We start from the raw sequence: 22,336 nt of genomic DNA on the forward strand, positions 1-22,336 counted from the left end.
TGATTTCGGGACCCTGAGCGCCCGGTCAATGTCACGATGGCTGTTCTGTAAATTGAGCCTGTTTCACTTCTGGGGATTAGTGCTGGCATTTAAGATCTCGAGTTGATGCCCAAAGTCGTTGCGAGATTTCGATTGGATCGATTGACGCCTTTTGCCACCAAGCGAACTCGTCGCCGAAACGGTGAATCTCTCGATGATGTGCGCGGCAAAGCGGGACTGTGAATTCGTCGCTGACCTTGCGTCCCATTGCGCGCGCCTGCGCAAACCGTAGATGATGGGCGTCCGAGGGGCTACGTGCGCAGATTAAACATGGTTGGGCAGCTACGAACCGCAAATGCTGCTTGTCACGCCTTCGGCGTGGCTCACTGAGAGCAAGGGCGCTTTTGTCGATTTTATGCAGCTCAATTGCGTCGGTCGACTGACCTAAGATGGCGGCGCTGAATTTCAGCTCGGATCTTGCGTCGGTCGACTGACCTAAGATGGCGGCGCTGAATTTCAGCTCGGATGAGCAGTCCTGCGCGGTACCATTGACATTATCTTGCTGAGCTGGACGTCGTCGTTTGCGCTTGGGCGCGATGATCGGCTTGCTGACTGTGGTCTCGAGTTGATCCGCTAGATCACCCTGAGGAGGAGGCGAAGGGCTCGATTGATGAGCGTCTGCAATCTCTAGGTTTTGGAGAAAGGCTAATTTCTCGCTGAATGTTGCTTCAATCGATTTAGCATGCTCGGGACGCAACCGATTTTTGACCTTGAGAATGTTCTCCGCGCTGGCCTGCAAGGCCTCAATGTTTGTTGTGGAATTAATCACTGATTGGATTTCGTTCCGGATAGTTGCCGATTCGTCGAGATCAAGCACTTCTTTGTTCAGGGCTGATGGGATTTTTGCCGAGCGTGGTCGCGCGCCGCGCGCACGTGCCTGTGCGGATATTTCGACGTTCGTTGGTTTTGGTTTCGAATACAGTGGAGGACTCCTGCCATCTGCCGGAACCACAAGATGGGTGCCCGGCGGGGTGACGCCGATGTTCTCGGTGTGGGGCGCATCGAGATCGTCCTCACCGGCGATTCCGACCATGGTGAACAGAGCGTAGCGTCGGGCATAGGTAAGGGCTGCCCCCATTCGTCGAGGTGCGGATGCATCAGAGAGCTGGCAGACCGGCCAGTCGGATGAAATCCATTCACCTGACGTGTGCATGAGAAGGGTATTAAGATTAATCATCCCGTTAGCTCGATCGATGTCGGTCGTCTGGGCGACTGCGATCTGCTGACCCCCCAATGTTTTGCGCACAATTTCTAGCCCGCTTGACAACGGAGCATATCGGAACGTCTGTGGATTATCGTCACGGTAGTGGTGGTTGATAAAGCCGACCATCGATTTTTCGGGATTAGAGAGTTCAGTTTGGGCTTTTGCCAGTGCGGTTGCAATTGCGGCAATGCTTTCACTAGAGCGATGCATGAGCGCTCTCCGTCTCGACGATCTCGAAGCTTACTGCCCCTGCTTTCGATCGTTTGGCACGGATTCCGTGGCCCATGGCTTCTTTGACGTCCTCTGACATTAGGCCCTTGAGCTCAGCCTTAGCGCGTTCATGATCGAGGTGCGCGTCGCGCGTTTGGACGTAAAGAGCCGCAAACTCTGCCCATGAGTTGGATGTGTTCATATCGACCACGCGAATCGCCTTCACCCTCGGTTTTGGTGGCTCACAGCCGAACAATGTTGGATGCTCGCCAGTCTTGACAGCACGCCAAAAGGCCTTCTCAGCGGCTATCATAACAGTCTGGTAAATTGGATCGGCTTCAACGGAGAGTTCGACCCATTTGCCGCCACCATTGATGATCGACAAGGCCGATTTTGTTGTGCCAACGACCAACATATTGTGTTGGAGTTGCGCCGTATGTTTTTCGATCGCAGCTTCTTCTGAAAACGACCAAGGCAGCATAAACTTCGCTTCGAAAACGGCCCCAGTTTCCTTAACCCGACCGTCAAGAGTGGCGGCCATCCACGGAATGGACTTATGGATAACTCTGCGCTGGACATCTATGATCCGATGCCCAGTGTTGCGCTCGTACCACCGCTGGTTCAAATGCTCTGTCGCCAATCCGAGTTGCACGATCAGTTCGCCGGAAAGATCAGGGTGGGGAATCTCGCCGCGCTTTTCTTTCCATAGCCGCACGAGTGCTTTCTCATCTTGGCCCATGACTATCCGAGCATCCGAGCCGCCAATAAAATTTCGACGAGTATTCTGGCTGACTTGCTTTTCTTGAGGCATTCTGGATCTCTCCTGCAGAACAATTAATGATACTAAAAGTATCAAAATGGCATGAAATGTCAAGACCAAAAGTATCGATCCGACAAATCAAGGCGGCTAGAGCTCTGCTTGGATGGTCTCAAGAAGATCTGGCGAGAGAGGCGTCTGTTTCGATTCCAACGGTTAAGCGATTGGAAGCGCTCAAGGGCGAGCTTGGAGGTCGCGAGGGGACCGCGGAAAAGCTTCGAAGTGCCCTAGAGAGATCGGGTGTGCGATTCGTAGGAGAAGATGGGAAAGGGATTGGTGTGCGGCTATATGTTTAGCTTGGGAAAATACAGTGACTCAGTGGTATTTTTAAGTACCGCCGTCCATTGCTTTCAGGGGCGGGGAGCTTGCCGCCGCGGATGTTGATCTGGAGCGCCCGGAACATCAGCCGTGGTGTGGCCAGCGTGCGATCTCTCGTTTCGCGGAGCTGAATGAATTCCTGCTCCGTTTTCGCGGCGAGCAAATGGATATTGTTTGCTTTTTGCGCGCCAACGGTGCTTTCCCATAAGGGTTCACGGCCATTCGGAGGGTAGTCATGTCCTGTGAACAGGCGCGTTTCATCGGGAAGCGCGATGATGTTCTGGATGGTCTGCCAAAGCTGCTTTGCACTGCCGCCCGGAAAGTCCGCGCGTGCGGTCCCTAGGTCGGGCATAAAAAGCGTATCGTGGATAAACGCGGCGTCGCCGATCAAATACGTCACTGATGCAGGCGTGTGGCCTGGCGAATACATGAGCGTTCCGCCTATTTCGCCAATCTTGAAGCTCTCATTTTCCGCAAACAGGTGGTCCCATTGCGACCCGTCGGTTGGAATGTCTGGCAGGTTATAAATCTCACTCCAAATTTTTTGCGCCTCAACCACGTAAGTGCTTGTCGCGGTTTTCGCGCCGGTCGCATTCTTGATGTATTGCGATGCCGAGAAGTGGTCCGCGTGGAGATGGGTGTCGAGAACCCACTGCACTATGAGTTTATTGGCTGCGACGTACGCGAGGATCGCATCAGCGGACCGCGTAAATAAATGTGGATTCCGAGTCTCCGAGAAATCGAGAACGGGATCGATGATGGCGCATAAGGACGTCGCTGGATCGCTGACGATGTATTGGATGCTGCCGGTGTCCGCGTCGTAAAAACCTTTAACCGAGGGGGCCAGTTCATCCATTTCTATAACCTGCGAAGTTCCACGGTCGAGCGCTGCTCACCGGACATCAGACCCGTGTATATGGCGGAGTAATACCATCGCGGAAACCCAAGCGGGGTGCTCCGACGAGGTCAAGTAATAGGGGTTCCACGGGCTGTTCGACTTCCTTGTAAGGAAATTGTGCCTTCCGAATACCTAAACAGGATAAAAATATAAATAATCCAATTGGTTATTCACGTGACTCGTTGTTACTCAACTAAAGATTGCAAATCGGATGAATGCGACTTCGGATTCACGGTTCTGGATCCATACCTTGTTCAAGGCGTGAACAATGTGCTTGACGTTCATGCCGTGAACAGATTAACCCAATCCCCAATTGGGAGGTTTTATGGAGCGTGTGCTGCCCGGCCAGAGCGGCGAGGACGACAGGATTGTTCTCGGATTGCTCAATTCAGTTGAGGACGGCGCGACCTCGCAGCGGAGGATCGCGGCGGAACTTGGCATCGCGCTCGGCCTCGTCAATGCGTATCTCAAGCGTTGCGTTACGAAGGGCCTGATCAAAGTCAGCGAGGCGCCGGCGCGCCGTTACGCGTATTATCTGACACCGAAAGGCTTCACTGAAAAGTCGCGTCTGACGGTTGAATATTTATCCTCGTCATTTTCATTTTTTCGGCAGGCAAAATCAGATTGCGCCGACGTTTTCCGGATTGCGCAAGCGAGAAATTTCCACAATATCGTTTTAGTCGGAAAATCGGATCTGGCAGAAATTGGGATCCTCTCCGCGGCCGATAGTGGGGTCTCGATCGTTGCAGTTCTGGACGATGGCGCGGATGGCTCCGAGATTATCGGCAAAGAAATCGTATCTTCTTACGACGAGCTGACAACAGCTTTCGATGCGGTCGTAATTACCGATTTGCGCAGAGCGCGGCAATTTTTCGATGATGCTGTGACCAGGTTTGGCGCTCAGCGAGTGCTTGCGCCTAGATTGCTGGGACTGAATGTCTCCGGCGTCGAGGCTAGTAAGTCATGACTGATCTCGTAGACAACGCATGGTATGTTGTTCAAACGCAGGTGAACGCGGAAGCGAAGGCCGCGCGCAACTTGATGCAGCAAGGATACGAGACGTATCTACCTCGGTACCTCAAGCGCCGCAGTCACGCGCGAAAGATCGAGAAGGTGCCTGCACCGCTGTTTCCGCGTTATATGTTCGTGCGCATCGATACGGCTGTGCAGCGTTGGCGTTCGATACAATCGACATTCGGCGTTTCGCGTCTCGTCTTGAGCGGCTCTGATCCGGCTCAAGTTGCACCTCAGGTGCTTGAGGTGCTGAAGGCACGCGAGGACGAAAGCGGGTTCGTCAAGCTGGATAGCGGTCCGCAATACTCGCTGGGGCAGAAAGTTCGGGTCATAGCGGGCGTTTTCGCTGATAATTTGGGATTGTTCGACGGGTTGGGTGATCGCGATCGAGTTGCTATTTTGCTTGATCTATTAGGACGAAAGGTTCGTCTCTCGATAGAGTCGGATTTGATCGCGCCGGCCTAGGCTTGCGCGAGCGTGCGGTTGTTGCGCGCGATTGATATGCCATGGTCTGGTGACGTCGAGTCACCCGGGCTGCGGTAGCTTGGAAAAATGCCCTCTAACTTTCAAAGGTAATGATCAGATGACTACATTTGCCCTGATCGGGGCTGCGGGCTATGTCGCGCCGCGCCATATGAAGGCAATGCAGGCGATCGGTGGTGATCTGAAAGTTGCGTATGATCCCAATGACTCGGTGGGGATCATTGATAGTCACTTTCCAGATGCTCATTTTTTTACAGAATTCGAACGGTTTGACCGCCATGTCGACAAGCTTCGACGTCGGGATGAGCAGATCGACTATGTTTCAATCTGCTCACCGAACCACCTACACGATGCACACTGCCGCTTCGCCCTTCGCTCGGGCGCTGACGCTATCTGCGAAAAACCGTTGGTACTTAATCCTTGGAATATTGATGGGCTTGCGGAAATTGAACGAGATACTGGCCGGCGGATATCGACCATTCTCCAACTGCGGCTTCATCCAGCAATCATCGCGTTGCGCGAAAAGTTCGCAAAGAGCAATGATCGACACCAAGTCAACTTGACCTATATCACTTCGCGGGGGCGCTGGTACTACGCGTCCTGGAAAGGTGAAGATGCTAAGTCGGGTGGTGTCGCGACCAATATCGGCGTTCACTTCTTCGACATGCTGAGTTTCGTGTTCGGTCCTGTAAAGCGCAATGAAGCGCATCTACGCGAACCAGAGCGCGCGGCTGGCTATTTGGAGTGCGAGCGAGCCGAGATCAATTGGTTCCTTTCGGTGGACCGCAACGACTTGCCGGATAGCGTCAAGGGTAAGAAGACTACGTTCCGGTCCATTTCCGTCGATGGTGACGAGGTTGAGTTCTCCGAAGGCTTCACCGATCTTCACACCCGTAGTTATGAGGAAATCATCGCGGGCCGCGGGTTTGGTTTGGATGAAGTTAGATCTTCGATCGACATTGTATCTAACTTCCGTAACGCGCCGGTGAAAAGTGGAAGCGGTTTACTTCACCCGTTCGCGCAAAGGATGATCGCCGGATGAGTGAGTTACGCGAAGATCCGCGCTTTCCCAACGTTCTGATACATAAATCCAGCTACATTGATAACGGTGCAATCGTCGGTCGCGGCACAAAAATCTGGCATTTCTGTCACATCCTGCCGGGAACTGTGATTGGTGAAAATTGCTCCATCGGGCAGAATGTCATGATTGGCCCGAACGTCAGGCTCGGCAACGGGTGTAAGATACAGAATAACGTCTCGCTTTATGCGGGCGTCGAGCTTGCCGACGATGTCTTCTGCGGACCGAGTTGCGTTTTCACGAACGTCAACAATCCACGGGCTAACGTTTCGCGCAAGGATGAATTCAGGCTAACGCAGATCGGCCGTGGCGCAAGCATAGGTGCCAATGCGACAATCGTCTGTGGTCATTCGCTTGGCGAGTACTGCTTTATCGGAGCTGGGGCGGTAATAACGAAAAATGTGCCGCCGTTTGCGCTGATGACGGGAAATCCCGCGCGTCGTACTGGATGGATGAGCCGGGTCGGCGAAAAGCTTAAGGCAGACCTTGTCTGTCCGCGCAGCGGGGACCGGTATCGCGAGATTTCCTCCTCCCATCTCGCGCTCATCGATTAACGGAGATAATTGTGGATATTCGCGGAAAGCGGTTCGTAGTTATTGGCGGCGCAGGATTGATTGGATCTCACGCTATCGACCAGTTAGTGCAGCAGGATGTTGGAGAAATCGTCATCTACGACAATTTCGTTCGCGGCACACATGAGAATCTGGCAGGCGCCTTGCGCGATCCGCGCGTGAAGATTTTCGAGGCAGGCGGCGACATTACGCAGACGGATATTCTGGATGCAGCTCTTAAAGGCGCAGACGGAGTCTTTCAGTTCGCGGCGCTTTGGCTACTGCAATGTCATGACTATCCGCGCACAGCATTCGACGTGAACGTCCGGGGAATGTTTAATGTGCTCGATGCCTGCGTCAGAAACGACGTTAAGCGCTTGGTGTGGTCGTCTTCTGCTTCCGTGTACGGCGATGCGATAGAAGAGCCGATGACGGAAGATCATCCTTTCAACAACAAGAATTTTTATGGCGCAACGAAGATCTGCGGTGAGGCAATGGCGCGAGCCTATCACTTCCGCTACGGGCTCAACTATGTTGGCCTACGATACATGAACGTCTATGGTCCTCGGCAAGACTATCGCGGCGCATATATTGCCGTGATCATGAAAATGCTCGATGCGATCGATCGTAACGAGGGGCCGACAATTCTCGGTGATGGTTCGGAAGCATTCGATTTTGTCGCGGTCGAGGATTGTGCCCGATCCAATCTCTGCGCGATGAGCGCCGACACGATGGACAGGTTCTATAATGTGGGAACTGGCAAACGCACGTCACTTAAAGAGGTGGCAGAAAAGCTTCTGAATTTGACAGGATCTAATCAGCCCATCAACTATGCGCCTCGCAGTCAGGCGACGCTGGTCCGCAATCGCATCGGCTCGCCCAAGCGGGCGAAGGACGAAATCGGTTTTGAGGCTGCGATTGATCTGGATGACGGCTTGAGTCGGCTGATCGAATGGCGCAAGGCGCATAAGGATCAGGTCGAGGCTCGCCGCGCGAAGATAGATGGCTGAAGTAGACGCTGTTAAATGAACCCAAAGCCAAAACGAACGATCCAGATCGCCCAGCCTGTCACCGGCGAGGACGAATGGCTGGCGATGCGCGAATCCATCGAGAGCGGTTGGTTGACGCATGGCCCGAAGGTCAATGCCTTCGAGCGGGCATTCAGCGAGCGGCACGATGTCAAGCATTCGCTAGCCTGTACGTCTGCGACCACGGGATTGCATCTGGCTCTGACCGCGATTGGTATCGGTCCTGGGGACGAGGTGATAGTTCCGGCGTTCACTTGGGTAGCGACTGCAAACGCAGTTCTCTACTGTGGCGCTACCGTCGTTCTCTGCGACGTTGACCCCCGCACATACAATATTGACATTCAGGACGCCGTACGGCGGGTGACGTCGCGCACTAAAGCAATCATTCCGGTGCATCTTTTTGGTCTATGTGCCGATATCCCAGCCTTGCGTGCGCTACTTCCTGCCCACATTCGAATTATCGAGGACGCGGCCTGCGCGGCGGGAGGATCGCTCGGCAATACAAGTGCAGGCGCGCTTGGTGACGTCGGCGTTTTCTCATTCCACCCCCGTAAATCGATTACTACGGGCGAGGGTGGAATGATCACCACCAACGATGCGGGGATCGCCGAGCGATGCATTATGCTGCGCAACCATGGCGCTTCGATCTCAGAGGAGCAGCGCCATCGTGGTGCGAAACCTTACATCTTGCCGGACTTCAATCTGCTCGGGTTCAACTACCGCATGACCGATCTACAAGGATCGGTCGGTATCGTTCAGCTCAATAAGCTCGACCGGTTCATCGACGAACGCGCGACCTGGGCGGCCTGGTACAGGAAGAAGTTGTCGCACATCAAATGGCTGCGCCATCCGGAGGAACCAAAATCCGGCAGGCATGCCTGGCAGTCGTATGTGACGTATGTCGAGCCCGATATCGCGCCTTTGGTTCGGAACGAAATCATGCAATTTCTCCAAGATAGGGGAGTATCGACTCGACCTGGCACGCATGCTGTTCACATGCTTGGATTTTATCGGGAGCGCTTTGGATATGACGCTGACGATTTTCCCGGCGCGCGCGATTGCGACATAAACACGATGGCTATCCCGTTGCACAACAGAATGTGCGAAGACGACTACAACTATGTGGTCGATGCTTTACTAGAGATATCCTGAACCAATGTGCGGTATCGCGGGCGTTCTGAATTTGCGAGGTGAGCCTGCATCTCAGGTTTTATTACAGCGGATGGGAGCGGCACTTGCCCATCGCGGCCCAGATGGTGAGGGTCTTTTTGTGGATGGGCCGCTTGGATTTTCTCACCGGCGCCTGTCCATTATCGATCTGACTTCAGGCGGGCATCAGCCGATGCTGAGCTCCGATACGCGGTTCGTTCTCAGCTACAATGGTGAGATTTATAATTTTCAGGAATTGAGGCTCGAACTCGAGGCTGTTGGTCATCAGTTTCACTCGAGAAGCGACACCGAAGTTCTGCTGAATGCCCTCATCGAGTGGGGTGTGGACGCATTGCCGCGCCTCAATGGGATGTTCGCATTTTCATTCTGGGATAAGCGCGAACGGGTTTTGATTCTGGGGCGCGATCGCTACGGCATCAAGCCCCTTTATTGGACGGAACAGAACGGCACACTGCTGTTCGGGTCGGAAGTCAAGGCGATCCTGGCTCATCCATCTTATCGCGTTAGCCTCGATAAGGAGGCGCTCCTCGAATACTTCACATTCCAAAATCTGTTCACAGACCGCACGTTATTTGAGGGTGTTCGCCTTCTTCCGCCAGGCTCGATTATGAGGGTCGATGCAGACGATAGGACGATGGCAACGTCGCGGTATTGGGATTTTTGCTTCGAGGAGCCGGAAAGTCCAAGAGGGCAGCAGGAGTATGTTGAAGAGTTTGATCGCCTGTTTCAGCAAGCCGTCAATCGGCAACTCGTAAGTGACGTAGACATCGGAGCGTATCTGTCAGGCGGATTGGATTCTGGATCCATTACGGCGCTGGCGGCCAGGCAGCTGCCATATATGAAGACGTTTACGGCTGGTTTTGATCTTAACTCGGCGTCCGGTGTGGAGCTCGGATACGACGAGCGCGAAAAAGCCGAGCACATGTCATATCTCTTCAAGACCGAGCATTATGAAATGGTCTTGAAAGCTGGCGACATGGAGCGTGTCATGCCGCGGCTTACGCGCCACCTTGAAGAACCGCGGGTCGGTCAGAGCTATCCGAATTTCTACGCGGCGCAACTGGCGGGGAAGTTCGGAAAGGTTGTGTTGTCGGGAGCCGGCGGAGATGAACTGTTTGGGGGATATCCTTGGCGCTACTATCGCGCTGTCGTCAACGATGACTTTGAGCACTACATTGATAAGTATTATTCGTTTTGGCAGCGACTAATTCCCAATACTGCCATTCAGCAAGTTTTTAAACCGATCTGGTCCGACGTCAAACACGTCTGGACCCGCGACATCTTCCGCGATGTATTCACAGTACATGGTAATCATCTGGCCCGGCCGGAGGACTATGTGAACCATTCGCTCTATTTTGAGTCTAAGACATTTCTGCACGGGCTCCTCGTTGTGGAGGACAAGCTCAGTATGGCTCACGGGTTGGAAACGCGTTTGCCATTCCTCGATAATGATCTTGTCGACTTCGCGATGCGCGTGCCAGTCAGTCAAAAGCTTGGTAATCTCGCTGAGGTCGTCCGCATCAATGAAAACGAGCCGGGTGATAAAACCGAGAAATACTATCAGAATACAAGGGACGGCAAACTGTTGCTGCGCAATGCCATGCGCCGCTACGTTCCGGAGGAGGTCACGTCGCGCGCGAAGCAGGGTTTTTCGGCGCCGGACGCGAGCTGGTTCAAGGGTGAAAGCATCGATTATCTGCGACGGACTGTCTTCAATGATCGCGCCCGGATGTATGAGTTCATGGATCGGAAAACCATTCAGGGCTTGGTGACCCAACATCTTAACGGTGAGAAAAACCGCCGGTTGCTGATATGGTCGCTGCTGAGTTTCGAACAATGGTGTCAGACGTTCCTCCCATGACAGTACCTTCAATCATTGTGACGGGCGCATGCGGTTTTGTGGGGTTCTATCTTGTTAAGCAACTGCACGAAGCGGGATATCCAGTTCTTGCTGTCGACAAGGGGCTGACCGATGAGGCCGAGTATCTTATCAAGAGCGGGATTTCATTTGCGGCCGTCGATATAACCAAGGAAGAGGAATTCGATAGATTACCGAAAGATGGTATATCTGCGTTTATCAATCTGGCTTGCGTTCAGCCGGCGAATATGCCGACAGACGAATCCGACCCTGCGATATATGTCAGCGTCAATACGTTAGGGGTCGCGAACATTCTGAAGTACTGTCGCAAAAATAATATCACGAAAATGCTTCATACGATTTCACACAGGAATGTACAGGGCCTGTGGGAGCGTGGCGAGAAGATCACCGAAGATTCTCCGCGTGCGATCAAGTATACTGGAAAATTTTCACTGTTCAGTATTTCCGAGAGTGCCGCTGCAGACATCATCGAGTACTACAACCAACAGCATGGTATGAACTGTGTAATATTTCGGCTTCCGTCGGTGTATGGTTTTGGCCACCACGAAAGCTTTTTGGTGAACGGCAAGGGGGTCAAGACCGGCCTTGGCGTATTCATTGAAAATGCCGCGGCTGGGAAGCCTATTGAGGTGTGGGGAGATCCAGGGCGTGGCCGCGATGTAATCTACGTAAAGGACGTTGTCGCGGCGATCATCCTCGCGATCAGGAATGAGAATGCAAGCGTTTCGGGTACTTTCAATATTGCTTCTGGAGTTGCCCTGAGCTTGCAGGAGCAAGTGGACAACATTGTTAAAGTGTTCGGGCGAAAAGATGTCTCACCGCAGATTGTTTACAAACCCGAAAAGCAAAATTCGATCGATCCTTGCGTCTATGACATCAGCAAGGCTAACCGAATCCTTGGGTGGCAGCCTCAATACTCGTTTGAGAATATGCTGATCGACTATAGGGCTGAAATGGAACGTGGAGAGTTGGGTTTTCTTCTGAACAGGAAGCTCAGAATGGCTACCGAGGGCACGTCGGGCACTCGGTAAATGAAGGCGGTGAATTCAGCAGCCATGAAAATGTATCAAGGGAGGAACGCATGATTAGCCGTCAAGAAATTCCGGGCGATTTCCCAGGGAACGAGTTCATGGGTGATAGTGTCCGCAAATTGCTCAAGAAGTGTGCTGAATCTGCAAAACTATTTCCCCTGGCGAAACTATGTAAGCCTGACGTTATCGAAATCGGAGAGATGGCGAGAATCCATGATTTCGTTTTCATGTGGGGGGGGCGCGGAATCAAAATCGGAAACTACAACGATATCCAGCCGTTCGTGAACATATGGGGCGGCGGTGAGGCGATCTTGGGAGATTACATTTCGATCGGCGGCGGGTCTCAGCTTCTTACCGCGACATACGACTACAATGGTTATCGTATGGTCGACGGTCTGCCCGACGGCCACACAAACACGCTGTTTGGCAAACTTGTTATCGAAAGTGATGTCTATGTTGGTGTCAATTGTACGATCATGCCAAATGTAACCATCGGTGAAGGAGCTGTGATCGGTGGTGGAAGCTTCGTGAACAAAGACGTGGAATCGTGGAGCGTCTATGTCGGCAGCCCAGCGAAGAAAATAGGGCAGCGTCCCCGGCTAAAAGATCATATTCGTGACTGGAAGCCGCCGGTGTAAAATCTGATACGATGCTGGCTCGTGTTTTTGCGATCTGCATGATCCAACAGTTGGAGAGTGCTTGCTCATTTCGGTTGAGCAAATGAAGCAGTGCATATCAGAGTTAGGCGATGGGAGTGACGCTCCCTATGACGCATTCCTAGCGAACCAACCCGATGCACTTGTGTATGCGTCAAGCGGCTATCGCGATCTTCTACGAGATCTGCTCGGCGGGACGGATCACTATCTATATGCCAGGAACGATGAAGGACGAATTGGAGCCGCGCTGCCGGCTTTTGTTTCGCAAGTGGGTGGCTCCGGCCCGGTCCTCAATTCTCTGCCATTTTACGGCAGCTATGGCGGTATTATTGGATCTCATGCTCACGACTCGTGGAAGCCGCTAGTCGAGCGGTTTTACGAAATTGCACGTGAATCTAAATGTGTATCCTCCACGATCATCAGTTCTCCCTTCGACGGATCGGAAAGGGATGTCTGGTATCGCGAGAACTTAGACTACGACTCTGTTGACGAGCGCATGTGTCAGATGACGGCGTTGAATTTTGATTGCGATCACGAGGATCAATTGATGGCCTCGTTCCATCAGAAAACTCGCAACATGGTCCGAAAGGCTGGAAAGGTCGGTGCGGAGATCAGCATCGAGAACGGAATGCTGGATTTCGTCCATGAGATTCATGCGCAGAACATGCAGACGATCGGCGGCATCGCCAAGACGAAGCGGTTTTTCTCGTTGATACCCAAATATTTCAAGCCGAATGAGGGCTTCAAAGTCTATGTGGCGAGAATTGGCGGTGAACCCGTCGCTGCGGTGTTGTTGTTTTACTTCAACACGACAGTGGAATATTTCACGCCCGTGATCCGTGCCGAGTTTCGCGACACGCAAGCACTAAGCGGAGCGATTTTTCGCGCGATGAGCGATGCTTCGAAGGCTGGTTTTCGTTGGTGGAATTGGGGCGGGACTTGGACCACGCAAGAGGGCGTTTATTCTTTCAAGAAACGTTGGGCGGCAAGGGACCTGCATTATCGGTACTTCGTCAAGATTTACGACGGTTCTCTGATGCGGCGGACGCGGCAAGATATTCTGGCACAGTATCCGAATTTTTATGTACTCCCCTTCAGCATGCTTGAGCAGCAACAGCAATGAAGGCTGCGATCACATTCGATATCGATTGGGCGCCTGATTGCGCGATCGATCTTGCATCCAATTTATTGGCGGAGCGCGGCGTCAAATCGACGTGGTTTGTCACTCATCTGAGCCCGGCGGTTGAGCGGCTGCGCGCCCGTCCCGATTTGTTCGAACTGGGTATTCATCCGAATTTCATGCCGGGATCGTCGCACGGCGAGGATCCCGAGCAGGTTTTGAGAACTTGTATGGAATTGGTCCCCGATGCTGTGAGCGTGCGGACGCATGGTTTGTTGCAATCGGGAAATATTTTTGACTTTTTAATGGCGCTGACCCCGGTGACGTTTGACGTGTCGCTGTTTCATCCGAGAGCACTGCAGATCGACGTCGTGAAGTATGAGCGCTTCGGCCAAACTCTGTGGCGTGTTCCTTACGTCTGGGAAGACGATTATGTGATGGAGTCGTCGCCGCTAAACGTCTCGCGGGAACCCGAGTTTTCCGGATTTTCCGAGACGCTTGCTCGGGCGCGCGGAATTCAGGTGTTCAACTTCCATCCTATTCATGTTCTTTTGAATTCCAACGTGATGGATAATTACAATGCAATGAAGCGCAATTATTCTAGGTTGGCGGACATTACGCCTGCTTTGGCCGCGCCCTTCATCGAGACTGAACGTTCCGGCGCCAAGACTGCATTGGTCGCTCTCGCGGAGGCTGTCTCCACGCGCGGCGGCGGCTCCTTCATCCGGGAATTTCGTGGATGAGCTACGAGTTTCAGCTTCAGGATATCGTGGCATCGAACGAATTGGTTCAACCCGGGTCGTTCACTCATTTTGGCGATCCGCAAGCGACTGCGCCTGCAGCCCTGGCGTATTGCGAAGATCTCGAAAACCTGCGTAGCGCGATGCAGAATCCGAACGTTTCGGCTATAATGGCAAGGCGTAGCGATTTTGATCTGATTGGCGGACTTGCTGGCGGGGGCATTGCGTTTGTTGATCACCCTCGGGTTGTCTACTGGCAGGCATTTCTTTCGCTCGCTGAACGGGGACTGCTCGTTCCCGAGATGGAATTTGGACGTGGCAGTCGTTGTCGCATTCATCCCTCGGCGAGTGTGTCGGGGAAGACGTGGATCGGTGACGATGTGACCATCGATGCCCAGGCTTCAGTGTCGGACTACTCGGTAGTGGGCCCCGGAAGCATTATAGGGCCAGGTGTGCGCATTGGAGCGGACGGACTTCAGAGCCTTTCTATCGACGGGCGTAAGATTTTTATCTCGCATGCTGGGGGTGTCAGGCTTGGAGAACGTGTCGTTGTGCTCGCAAACGCGGTGATTTCACGCGCGGTGCATCCGATCTTCACCCTGGTTGGAGACGATACGCATCTGAGCCTTCTCAGCAGCATTGGTCATCAATCTGAAATCGGTCCCCGATGCTCTATTGCGGGCAACTGTCTGATCGGCGGAAGCGTCAGAATGGGTAGTAATGTTGTGATTGGACCATCTGTCACGATCAAGGACGGACTTCGCATCGGGGACAATGCGCGAATCCGCATTGGCAGTGTCGTCATTGAAGATGTTCCCGATCGTGCTGATATTTCGGGCAACTTCGCGGTCAACCACGTCACAAATCTCCGGATTTACACACGGACTCGTCATGGCGCCCGTTAAGTTCGTTGCGTCATTCAAGGGGGAACGGGACTATATTCAAGGCCCAGACATCTTCGATGGGATGAATGCGGCATTGATCCGGGATTTCCAGGTGCCGGATGCTATAGATATTAAGTTTACGATTCACCGGGTCGTGCGATCCGGACTATCGCTGGTGCTGTCAGAGAAGCAGCAGGAAAGTGCGACGCAATCCAAAGTCGCAGCAACGCTTCTATTTCGTTCGGGAGGAAAGGCCTGGAGGCTGTCGGCTCTTGAAGACGATGTTCCGGTTACAGATCGGCGGGTTTATGACGAAGAGCCGATCCGGAAGGTAAGTGTGTTCGACCATGATCGGTCCGCACTACGGATCGAACGCGTGCTTCCTTATTCAGATATTGAATTGTGGGTCGCGCAGAACAAGCTTTTACTTGAGCGAAAATTTTCTGAACGAGCGGGGAAGTGGTGGTTCGTGCAAGGAGAGTTCGGCGTTTATTCGTTGAATTCTAACTATGAAGTTGTCGAATTGCGCTTGCTGCATAACTTCAACTTCCGGCTCACCAAGAGCGAGATAATGGTAGACGGTATCTCGCGTGGCTTCATTTATTTCTCGATGACGTGAACGGCTCATGCTTGGCATAGAAGAGATCGCCTCGTACCTCCCGCCCTTGCGGATGTCGAATTTCGAACGGAAAGATCAATTCGCGATCGATGACCACTTTATCGAGAAAAAAATTGGCTTTCTTGCTGTTTCGCGGATGGAAGCGGATGATACAACCTCCACCTTATGCGAAAAGGCTTACGCGCGCCTCGCGGACAAGATCGCAATCGACAAGAATGGACTGCAAGCCGTTATCGTCGTCACCCAGAACCCGGATACCAATATCCCGCATGTTTCTGCGATCTTGCATGGCCGTCTTGGTTTGCCGGAGCAGTGCGCTTGTTTCGATGTTTCCCTGGGGTGTTCGGGTTATGTCCACGGTCTTTCGATCGCACTGTCGTTTATGATGGCGAACGGCATGAGTCGCGGTCTACTGTTCACCGCCGATCCATATTCGAAGATCATCGATAATGATGACAAGAGTACAGCTTTGCTCTTTGGCGACGGAGCGACGGTGACCTTGCTGTCAGATACGCCAACTTTTGTGCCAGGACAATTTAGCTTCGGAACGATCGGTCAGGAAAGCGCTGAACTGCGTGTGAGCTATGATGCGCTGTACATGAATGGCCGGGCGATTTTCAATTTCGCCGCACGTCATATTCCGAGAGATGTGAAGCTCGTACTGGCGGCGAATGGTTTGGAGATTGGAGACATCGACAGTTTTGTGTTTCACCAGGGAAGCCGATATATCGTCGAAGCAATCGCAAATTCGCTGGGTGTGCCGAAGTTGAAAGTTCCTTTCGGTGCCGCTGAATATGGGAATACGGTCTCGTCGTCCGTGCCGATGATTCTCGAAAACGAGATGCTGGCAATCGACAAGAATCTGATTTTTGCATCAGGGTTTGGAGTTGGTCTTTCCTGGGCCAGCACTATCCTCACACGAACGCGGGTCAAATCATGAGTATCGACGCCGAAACTGTCCGTACGTTGATAGGGAAGCTGGATCTGATCGCAGATCCTAGCGCTTTGATCGTCGATATACCTTTGAATAAGCAAGGGCTCGATTCGCTTGATTTCGTGAATCTGCTGTTTCGTTTCGAGGAAGACTACGAAATCAAGCTGCCGGATTCCGAGGTTGATGGTGTGAAAACCATCAATGACATCGTTGCGCTCGTTAACATGAAGCTTGCTAGAAAATGACCGAGAGAGCGGTGGAACTCGTTCCGTTCGGGTATATCAAAATTCCACGTTTTTTAACTGGTGATACAAAATCTTGATCCGCTTTATCGCACGTACACGTATGGCGTTTTGGCTACTTAGGCTGATTATCCATTTTGTGCCGAAGTCCCTGCGACAGTTAATTTTCTGCCCGACGCCGCTCATCAATAACAAATATTGGGCCGCTGCACTGAAAGAAGCCGGGCATGATGCTGTTACGCTGATGACGCATTATTATGCGGTCTACAAACGAAGCGATTTCGACATCTATTACGAGGATATCGTCAAGGTTCATTGGGCGCAGGTCTTCCGCGGGTTTTCTTACGTCGTCGATTTTATTGCGTTTTTTTATGTGATTTCTCATGCGAAGGTCGTGCACATTCCGTTTACAGGTGGTCCGCTAGGCCGGACTCCGTTCTGGCGGCACGAATGCGAGCTCTACAAAGCCGCAGGCATCAAGGTGGTTGTCATTCCCTATGGCGGCGACGCCCATATGTACTCTGCGATTTTGAACACATCGATGCGCAACGCCTTATTAATCGATTATCCCGCCGGGGCTCGAAACGAGCGAGCTATTCGCGAACGTGTCGAATACTGGGCCTCGCAGGCGGATTGTGTGATTTGCGGAGCTTTGATTTACGGAATGAGCCGCTGGGACGTCACCACGCCAAGTCCGCTTTGCCTGAATCTTGCTGCGATCGAGCCGCGTCATGATTATTCAATGTCCGACGGCGTGATCTCGCCTGTGCGTATCGTCCACGCGCCTAATCACAGGGGGTTTAAGGGTACAGAGTTCCTGATCCGGGCGGTTGAAGAGCTCCTCTCAGAGGGGCTCAACATCGAGCTGATCCTTCTGGAAGGGGTCCCTAACGATCAGGTCATGGAAGTACTTCGCACCAAGGCGGATATTCTGGTCGAGCAGCTCATTGCGGGAGGCTATGCACTGAGCGCTATTGAAGGAATGGCGACAGGGGTCGCTGTGCTATCGGGGCTTGAGGATCAGCCTCGCAAGACAGTCTTTCGGCGCTATTCGTTTGCGGAGGAATGTCCAATTCTGTCGACCTCGCCGGAGACGATCAAGAAGGATCTGCGCATTTTGGTGACCGATCCAGCGCTTCGGCAACGGCTCGGCAAGGCTGCGCGACAGTATGCAGAGAAATACCATTCGTACGAAACGGCACAATATCTGTTCGGTTCAGTGTACGCGAAGATAGTCGACGGCAAAGACATCGACCTCATGAATTTGTTTCATCCATTGAAGTCTGAGTTCAACAAGCGGCGACCGCGTGTGGACCATCCTCTCGTCGGCGGCCTTCTGCCGGCAGACTATATCGCCAGCAAGTCATAGTTTAGCGAACGCGAATTCATGTCAGCTCCCGCAATCGAAATAGCCGGTCTGCGAAAGGTCTTTCGATTATATCCGGATCTGGTTTCATCTCGGATTAAGCAGGGGCTTCTTTTCTGGAACACTTATTACCGCGAGAAAGTCGCACTCGACGATATCAACCTTCGGCTCGAGAAGGGTGAGGTTGTCGGTGTCATTGGCCCCAATGGCGCTGGCAAGACGACGCTGCTCAAAATTATAGCAGGGATCTCCCATCCGACGGAAGGGCGCGTAAAGGTTGACGGTCGCGTGGTTGCCGTTCTTGCGTTGGGACTTGGTTTTCATCCTAGACTGACGGGCCTTCAAAATATCGATCTTGCTGGCATGATGCTTGGAATGTCGCGAGAGGAAATCCGCAGAAAGCGCGATTGGATCATCGATTTCGCAGGGCTGGAACGTTACATTGAACACCCGCTGACAAGCTACTCCACTGGAATGCGCGCACGTCTTTCGTTCGCAGTAGCGGCCTGTCAGGATCCGGAAATTTTGATCGTCGATGAAGCGCTGGCGACGGGGGACGTCCGTTTCGTGCAGAAATGCATCGACCGCATTCACGAAATCACGAAATCTGGAACGACTGCGCTGTTTGTCTCTCATAATATATGGAGCATCAAGCGATTGACCAATCGATGCATTTTGATCAACGACGGGAAGGTCGCGGATGATGGCGAAACGTCGCGGGTGGCGGATCGCTATTATGAATTCATGCTCAAAAACGAGGTCGGAGCTTATTTGCCGGAAAATGCCGACAATGGGTTCGTCGGTACCGGCGAGGTCAAGCTCACCCGTGTGGATTTCCGAGATCCTTCTGGAAGGAGCGCGCGGATTGTTAGTTCTGGGGAATCTGGCTCGTTGTGGCTCGAGCTCGAAAGCCGCGACTTACCCAGAAATGTTGCTCTGTCCGTCGCCTTCAAACGAGGCGATGGTATATCGGCAACAACCATAGCCGGATTAGCTGGTGGAACGTTGAACGAGAGACATGAGTTCGTCCACACCAGTTTCGAATTGAAGCCGGGGCTTTCGACCGTGAAATTCAGTCTCGATCCTCTGCTTCTCGCTCCTGGTGACTACACCGTCGATCTGCATTTATTTGATCCCGCCACCCACAGTGGTTTTACCAGCGATCAGCAATATTTTTTTAAGACAAACATTTTGGAATTAGGCGTTCGGCGTCTGGGTAACCCGAACCGCTCGGTGGTTTACTATCAGCCGGCTGCTGCGACATTATCGAATTGGAGTGATGCGGTTGCGGGCTGACTTCCTTGTTGAGCTGACCCGCCGTCGCATAGCTGACAGGTATATCGGGACCAGTTCGCGCGTTTTCTGGGTGATATTGTCGCCCATCATCCCGCTGCTTGTTAATATCGCGGTGTTCTATTTTATCGCGCGAATACCTCAAATTCAGTCCATGAGCCTACCTGCGTATGCGGCATTCATGTTCAGTGGGTTGTTGCCATTCCGAATTGTGCAGAAAGCGACGACTGAAAGTTGCGATCTGCTGGTCGGAAATATGGAGATGTTAAAAACGACAGTTTTTCCGCTGCCCTTTCTTACACTGTCCGCTATTGGCGCATTGCTTGTCGAGTTTATGATTCAATGCGTGTTTATGGCGGTACTTCTTATCGTCGCTGGATCGGCGCTAACCTGGACAGTCGTCTTGCTACCGTTTGCTCTGCTGGCATTGTTCACTTTGGCAATTGGCCTTAGTTGGCTTCTGTCGGTTTTGACTTACGCCCTGCGTGACCTTCAAGAGATCATGACTGTGCTGTTTTCCGCATTGCTTTACGTCACGCCGATCATGTATCCGCCGGAATCCGCGCCACCTATTTTACAGACGCTGATCTATCTCAATCCTGCGACGAGTTATGTGATCATATTTCGCGATGTAATCCTGCCTGGCTCTGGAGGAATCCATGTTTCCGCTTGGATAGCGGCCTTTTCGATATCTGCATTCTTTCTCGTAGCGGGCTGGTTTGCGGTTCGCGGGGCGCAGCGTTTTGTCGGCGATATGGTCTAGCATGACAATAGTTGTAACGGGGGCTGGTGGTTTTGTGGGCAAGCGCCTTGTCTCGCTTCTTGCGGATGCGAGTTACGATGTGTTCGCACTGGTGCATTCCATGCCATCCGACGAAGACAGGCACTATTTCTCGAACAAGCGCATTACCGTTCGTGAGGTTGATCTTCTGACATTCGACCCCTCATCCCTTCCCCAAGGGGTTACCGGCGTCATATCGCTGGCGCAGTCAGCTTATTTTCGTGATTTCCCTGAACGCTCGAAGGAAGTGTTCCAGGTTAACGTGGTAGCGAATCTGCAATTGCTAGACTGGGCTGTAAGGTCCGGTGTTAAGCGGTTCGTTCTGGCGTCGTCGGGCGGAATCTACGGCGGTAAGCGTGGTGTTCAATTTCAGGAGACCGATGATTTTCAGACCAACTCCCCTTTGGGGTTTTATCTTGGTAGCAAGTTTTGCTCGGAAATTATTTTACAAAACTATCGTCAGTTGTTCGACTGCGCTGTAACTGTGCGGCCGTTCTTCATTTACGGTCCTGGGCAGCGGTCGGATATGTTTATTGCGCGTATCATCAACTCCGTGCGTGATGGTCGACCGATCACGCTTCAAGGTCCAGACGGTCTGAGAGTTAACCCGGTCTATGTGGATGACGCGGCTGTTGCATTTGCGAGGGCGCTGGAAGTTAATGGAAACAAGACGATCAATGTCGCAGGCCCAGACGTTCTAAGCCTCCGATCCGTGGCGGAGGGAGCGGGGCTGCATCTAGGACGCCCCCCCCTCTTCGAGGCGGTGCAGGGTGAGCCAGTAGACTATGTCGCCGACATTACGATAGCGCGTCAGGTATTGAAACTGGAGCCTCGTCCATTCGCCGTCGGATTGACTGAGACGCTAGGCTCGAAGTGAGATCCTGTCTCAAACATCATCACGATCTATCACTCTCGTTTAATGCGGGTCGAAGTCAAAAGTGCTGCGCTCGGATGATATCTGCTGATCCAAGAATCTCAAATGGAAACTTGTGCGATGTTGTTCTCCCAGGAAACGTAAATCAAATGAATGACGAAGCTATGGCGGACAGGCAGTCAATTGATAATGCCGACCAGACCCGTCAATCGTTTTCGGACAAGTGGAGTAAAAATCCAGATCTTGTCTTTCATCAAACGCTCGATCCTAAATCGTCGTTTCAAGCTTGGATTCTAGAACGCAATGGATGGTCGTCTGCGGATGTGCTCAAGCGGCATTTGAAGGGGCATTGTCGAATTCTCGACGCGGGCTGCGGCAATGGGCGGGTAACGGCTCTATTGGCTTCGTTGGCACCGTCTGCTCAGGTTGTCGGTATCGACCAGGTCGATCTCACGCCGGCCCGAGAAAACAACAAGCCGTTTACGAATACGTCATTTCTAAACGTGAACTTGCGAGAGCCCATAATCGGGATTGACTCTTTTGATTTCATCTACTGTCAGGAAGTGCTGCACCATACGGGGGATGCATTCGCGTCGTTCAGGAATCTTGTTGAAATTCTTGCACCCGACGGTGAGATCGCGATCTACGTTTATCGTCGGAAAGCTCCCGCCCGTGAGTTCATGGACGACTTCGTTCGCGAGCGGATATCGTCCTTGCCTTACGAAGAGGCGATGGCCGTTTGCCGGCAGATCACCGAGCTTGGCCGAAAACTTTCTGAGTCGAAGGATGAGATGGAATTCGATGAAATATCGGCTTTGGGGATTGAGAAGGGCCGCTATACGCCTCAGCGGCTGCTCTATAATTTCTTCCTGAAATGCTACTGGAATCCAGATCTTTCATTCGAGGATAATGCAGTCATTAATTACGACTGGTATCACCCTGTGCAATGTTCGCGACATACACTAGAGGAAGTGCGGAGGTGGTTCTCCGACATGGGATTGCGTGTCCTTTGGGAAAATCAGGATCTTTATGGGATTACGATGCGTGGTCGTCGATGATTCTTCCGCGTTCAATTTTCTGCGTCTGTAAAATGCTAAATAAGCGCAG

General features: G+C 52.5%; 24 protein-coding genes. 21 read left to right on the forward strand and 3 right to left on the reverse strand.

What is annotated here, in order from left to right:
- Positions 1-76 precede the first annotated feature (76 nt).
- Positions 77-1,453: an ERF family protein gene (locus ASC80_RS02525; RefSeq protein WP_056292581.1), complete on the reverse strand. Its 1,377-nt coding sequence runs from the start codon at positions 1,451-1,453 to the stop codon at positions 77-79.
- Positions 1,440-2,264, reverse strand: coding sequence for a YqaJ viral recombinase family protein (locus ASC80_RS02530; protein ID WP_056292582.1), 825 nt, complete (start codon positions 2,262-2,264; stop codon positions 1,440-1,442). Before ASC80_RS02530 ends, ASC80_RS02525 begins: the two co-directional genes overlap by 14 nt.
- Positions 2,265-2,320: 56 nt before the next feature.
- Between ASC80_RS02530 and ASC80_RS22885 the strand changes: the two genes are divergently transcribed.
- Positions 2,321-2,566, forward strand: a complete 246-nt coding sequence (locus ASC80_RS22885) for a helix-turn-helix domain-containing protein (protein WP_082512381.1) — start codon at positions 2,321-2,323, stop codon at positions 2,564-2,566.
- On the opposite strand, the gene ASC80_RS02535 is transcribed toward ASC80_RS22885, so the two are convergent.
- On the reverse strand, positions 2,563-3,444 hold the full coding sequence (locus ASC80_RS02535) for an MBL fold metallo-hydrolase (protein ID WP_056292584.1): 882 nt from the start codon (positions 3,442-3,444) through the stop codon (positions 2,563-2,565). The genes ASC80_RS22885 and ASC80_RS02535 overlap by 4 nt on opposite strands.
- Positions 3,445-3,811: 367 nt before the next feature.
- On the opposite strand from ASC80_RS02535, the gene ASC80_RS02540 reads away from it, so the two are divergent.
- From ASC80_RS02540 to ASC80_RS02635, 20 genes are all read left to right on the forward strand, one after another.
- A complete protein-coding gene (locus ASC80_RS02540; protein WP_056292586.1) occupies positions 3,812-4,453 on the forward strand; it encodes a winged helix-turn-helix transcriptional regulator in 642 nt (213 codons plus the stop codon).
- Positions 4,450-4,965, forward strand: coding sequence for a transcription termination/antitermination protein NusG (gene nusG, locus ASC80_RS02545; protein WP_056292588.1), 516 nt, complete (start codon positions 4,450-4,452; stop codon positions 4,963-4,965). Before ASC80_RS02540 ends, nusG begins: the two co-directional genes overlap by 4 nt.
- A 118-nt stretch (positions 4,966-5,083) precedes the next feature.
- Positions 5,084-6,025 carry a Gfo/Idh/MocA family oxidoreductase gene (locus ASC80_RS02550; RefSeq protein ID WP_056292589.1) on the forward strand — a complete coding sequence of 314 codons (942 nt, stop codon included), beginning with the start codon at positions 5,084-5,086 and terminating at the stop codon, positions 6,023-6,025.
- On the forward strand, positions 6,022-6,615 hold the full coding sequence (locus tag ASC80_RS02555; protein ID WP_056292591.1) for an acyltransferase: 594 nt from the start codon (positions 6,022-6,024) through the stop codon (positions 6,613-6,615). The genes ASC80_RS02550 and ASC80_RS02555 overlap by 4 nt, the downstream gene beginning before the upstream one ends.
- 11 nt (positions 6,616-6,626) lie before the next feature.
- Positions 6,627-7,622: an NAD-dependent epimerase/dehydratase family protein gene (locus ASC80_RS02560; RefSeq protein WP_156464235.1), complete on the forward strand. Its 996-nt coding sequence runs from the start codon at positions 6,627-6,629 to the stop codon at positions 7,620-7,622.
- Between the two features lie 15 nt (positions 7,623-7,637).
- Positions 7,638-8,792, forward strand: a complete 1,155-nt coding sequence (locus ASC80_RS02565) for a DegT/DnrJ/EryC1/StrS family aminotransferase (protein ID WP_056292593.1) — start codon at positions 7,638-7,640, stop codon at positions 8,790-8,792.
- 4 nt (positions 8,793-8,796) lie between these two features.
- Positions 8,797-10,671: an asparagine synthase (glutamine-hydrolyzing) gene (gene asnB, locus ASC80_RS02570; protein WP_056292595.1), complete on the forward strand. Its 1,875-nt coding sequence runs from the start codon at positions 8,797-8,799 to the stop codon at positions 10,669-10,671.
- Entirely contained in the window at positions 10,668-11,720 is a 1,053-nt protein-coding gene (locus ASC80_RS02575) for an NAD-dependent epimerase/dehydratase family protein (protein ID WP_056292597.1), read from the forward strand. Before asnB ends, ASC80_RS02575 begins: the two co-directional genes overlap by 4 nt.
- A 50-nt stretch (positions 11,721-11,770) precedes the next feature.
- The gene (locus ASC80_RS02580) at positions 11,771-12,358 is read left to right on the forward strand and encodes an acyltransferase (RefSeq protein ID WP_056292599.1); all 588 of its coding nucleotides are present in this window, start codon (positions 11,771-11,773) and stop codon (positions 12,356-12,358) included.
- Positions 12,359-12,419: 61 nt separating this feature from the next.
- Positions 12,420-13,499: a GNAT family N-acetyltransferase gene (locus tag ASC80_RS02585; protein WP_056292600.1), complete on the forward strand. Its 1,080-nt coding sequence runs from the start codon at positions 12,420-12,422 to the stop codon at positions 13,497-13,499.
- Positions 13,496-14,239 carry a polysaccharide deacetylase WbmS family protein gene (locus ASC80_RS02590; protein WP_056292602.1) on the forward strand — a complete coding sequence of 248 codons (744 nt, stop codon included), beginning with the start codon at positions 13,496-13,498 and terminating at the stop codon, positions 14,237-14,239. Before ASC80_RS02585 ends, ASC80_RS02590 begins: the two co-directional genes overlap by 4 nt.
- The gene (locus tag ASC80_RS02595; RefSeq protein ID WP_056292604.1) at positions 14,236-15,141 is read left to right on the forward strand and encodes an LbetaH domain-containing protein; all 906 of its coding nucleotides are present in this window, start codon (positions 14,236-14,238) and stop codon (positions 15,139-15,141) included. The genes ASC80_RS02590 and ASC80_RS02595 overlap by 4 nt, the downstream gene beginning before the upstream one ends.
- On the forward strand, positions 15,128-15,739 hold the full coding sequence (locus ASC80_RS02600; RefSeq protein WP_056292606.1) for a hypothetical protein: 612 nt from the start codon (positions 15,128-15,130) through the stop codon (positions 15,737-15,739). The genes ASC80_RS02595 and ASC80_RS02600 overlap by 14 nt, the downstream gene beginning before the upstream one ends.
- A 7-nt stretch (positions 15,740-15,746) precedes the next feature.
- Complete coding sequence (locus tag ASC80_RS02605; RefSeq protein ID WP_056292607.1) at positions 15,747-16,679, forward strand: ketoacyl-ACP synthase III; 933 nt, start codon at positions 15,747-15,749, stop codon at positions 16,677-16,679.
- Positions 16,676-16,918, forward strand: coding sequence for an acyl carrier protein (locus tag ASC80_RS02610; protein WP_056292609.1), 243 nt, complete (start codon positions 16,676-16,678; stop codon positions 16,916-16,918). The genes ASC80_RS02605 and ASC80_RS02610 overlap by 4 nt, the downstream gene beginning before the upstream one ends.
- A gap of 73 nt (positions 16,919-16,991) precedes the next feature.
- Entirely contained in the window at positions 16,992-18,284 is a 1,293-nt protein-coding gene (locus tag ASC80_RS02615; protein ID WP_156464236.1) for a glycosyltransferase, read from the forward strand.
- Between the two features lie 18 nt (positions 18,285-18,302).
- Positions 18,303-19,577: an ABC transporter ATP-binding protein gene (locus ASC80_RS02620; protein WP_056292614.1), complete on the forward strand. Its 1,275-nt coding sequence runs from the start codon at positions 18,303-18,305 to the stop codon at positions 19,575-19,577.
- Positions 19,567-20,337: an ABC transporter permease gene (locus ASC80_RS02625; protein ID WP_210168404.1), complete on the forward strand. Its 771-nt coding sequence runs from the start codon at positions 19,567-19,569 to the stop codon at positions 20,335-20,337. Before ASC80_RS02620 ends, ASC80_RS02625 begins: the two co-directional genes overlap by 11 nt.
- Before the next feature lies 1 nt (position 20,338).
- Positions 20,339-21,232: an NAD-dependent epimerase/dehydratase family protein gene (locus tag ASC80_RS02630; protein ID WP_056292617.1), complete on the forward strand. Its 894-nt coding sequence runs from the start codon at positions 20,339-20,341 to the stop codon at positions 21,230-21,232.
- 146 nt (positions 21,233-21,378) lie between these two features.
- Positions 21,379-22,287, forward strand: a complete 909-nt coding sequence (locus ASC80_RS02635; protein WP_056292619.1) for a class I SAM-dependent methyltransferase — start codon at positions 21,379-21,381, stop codon at positions 22,285-22,287.
- Positions 22,288-22,336: the final 49 nt, after the last annotated feature.

The sequence above is a fragment of the Afipia sp. Root123D2 genome (assembly GCF_001425835.1).
Lineage (GTDB): Bacteria > Pseudomonadota > Alphaproteobacteria > Rhizobiales > Xanthobacteraceae > Afipia.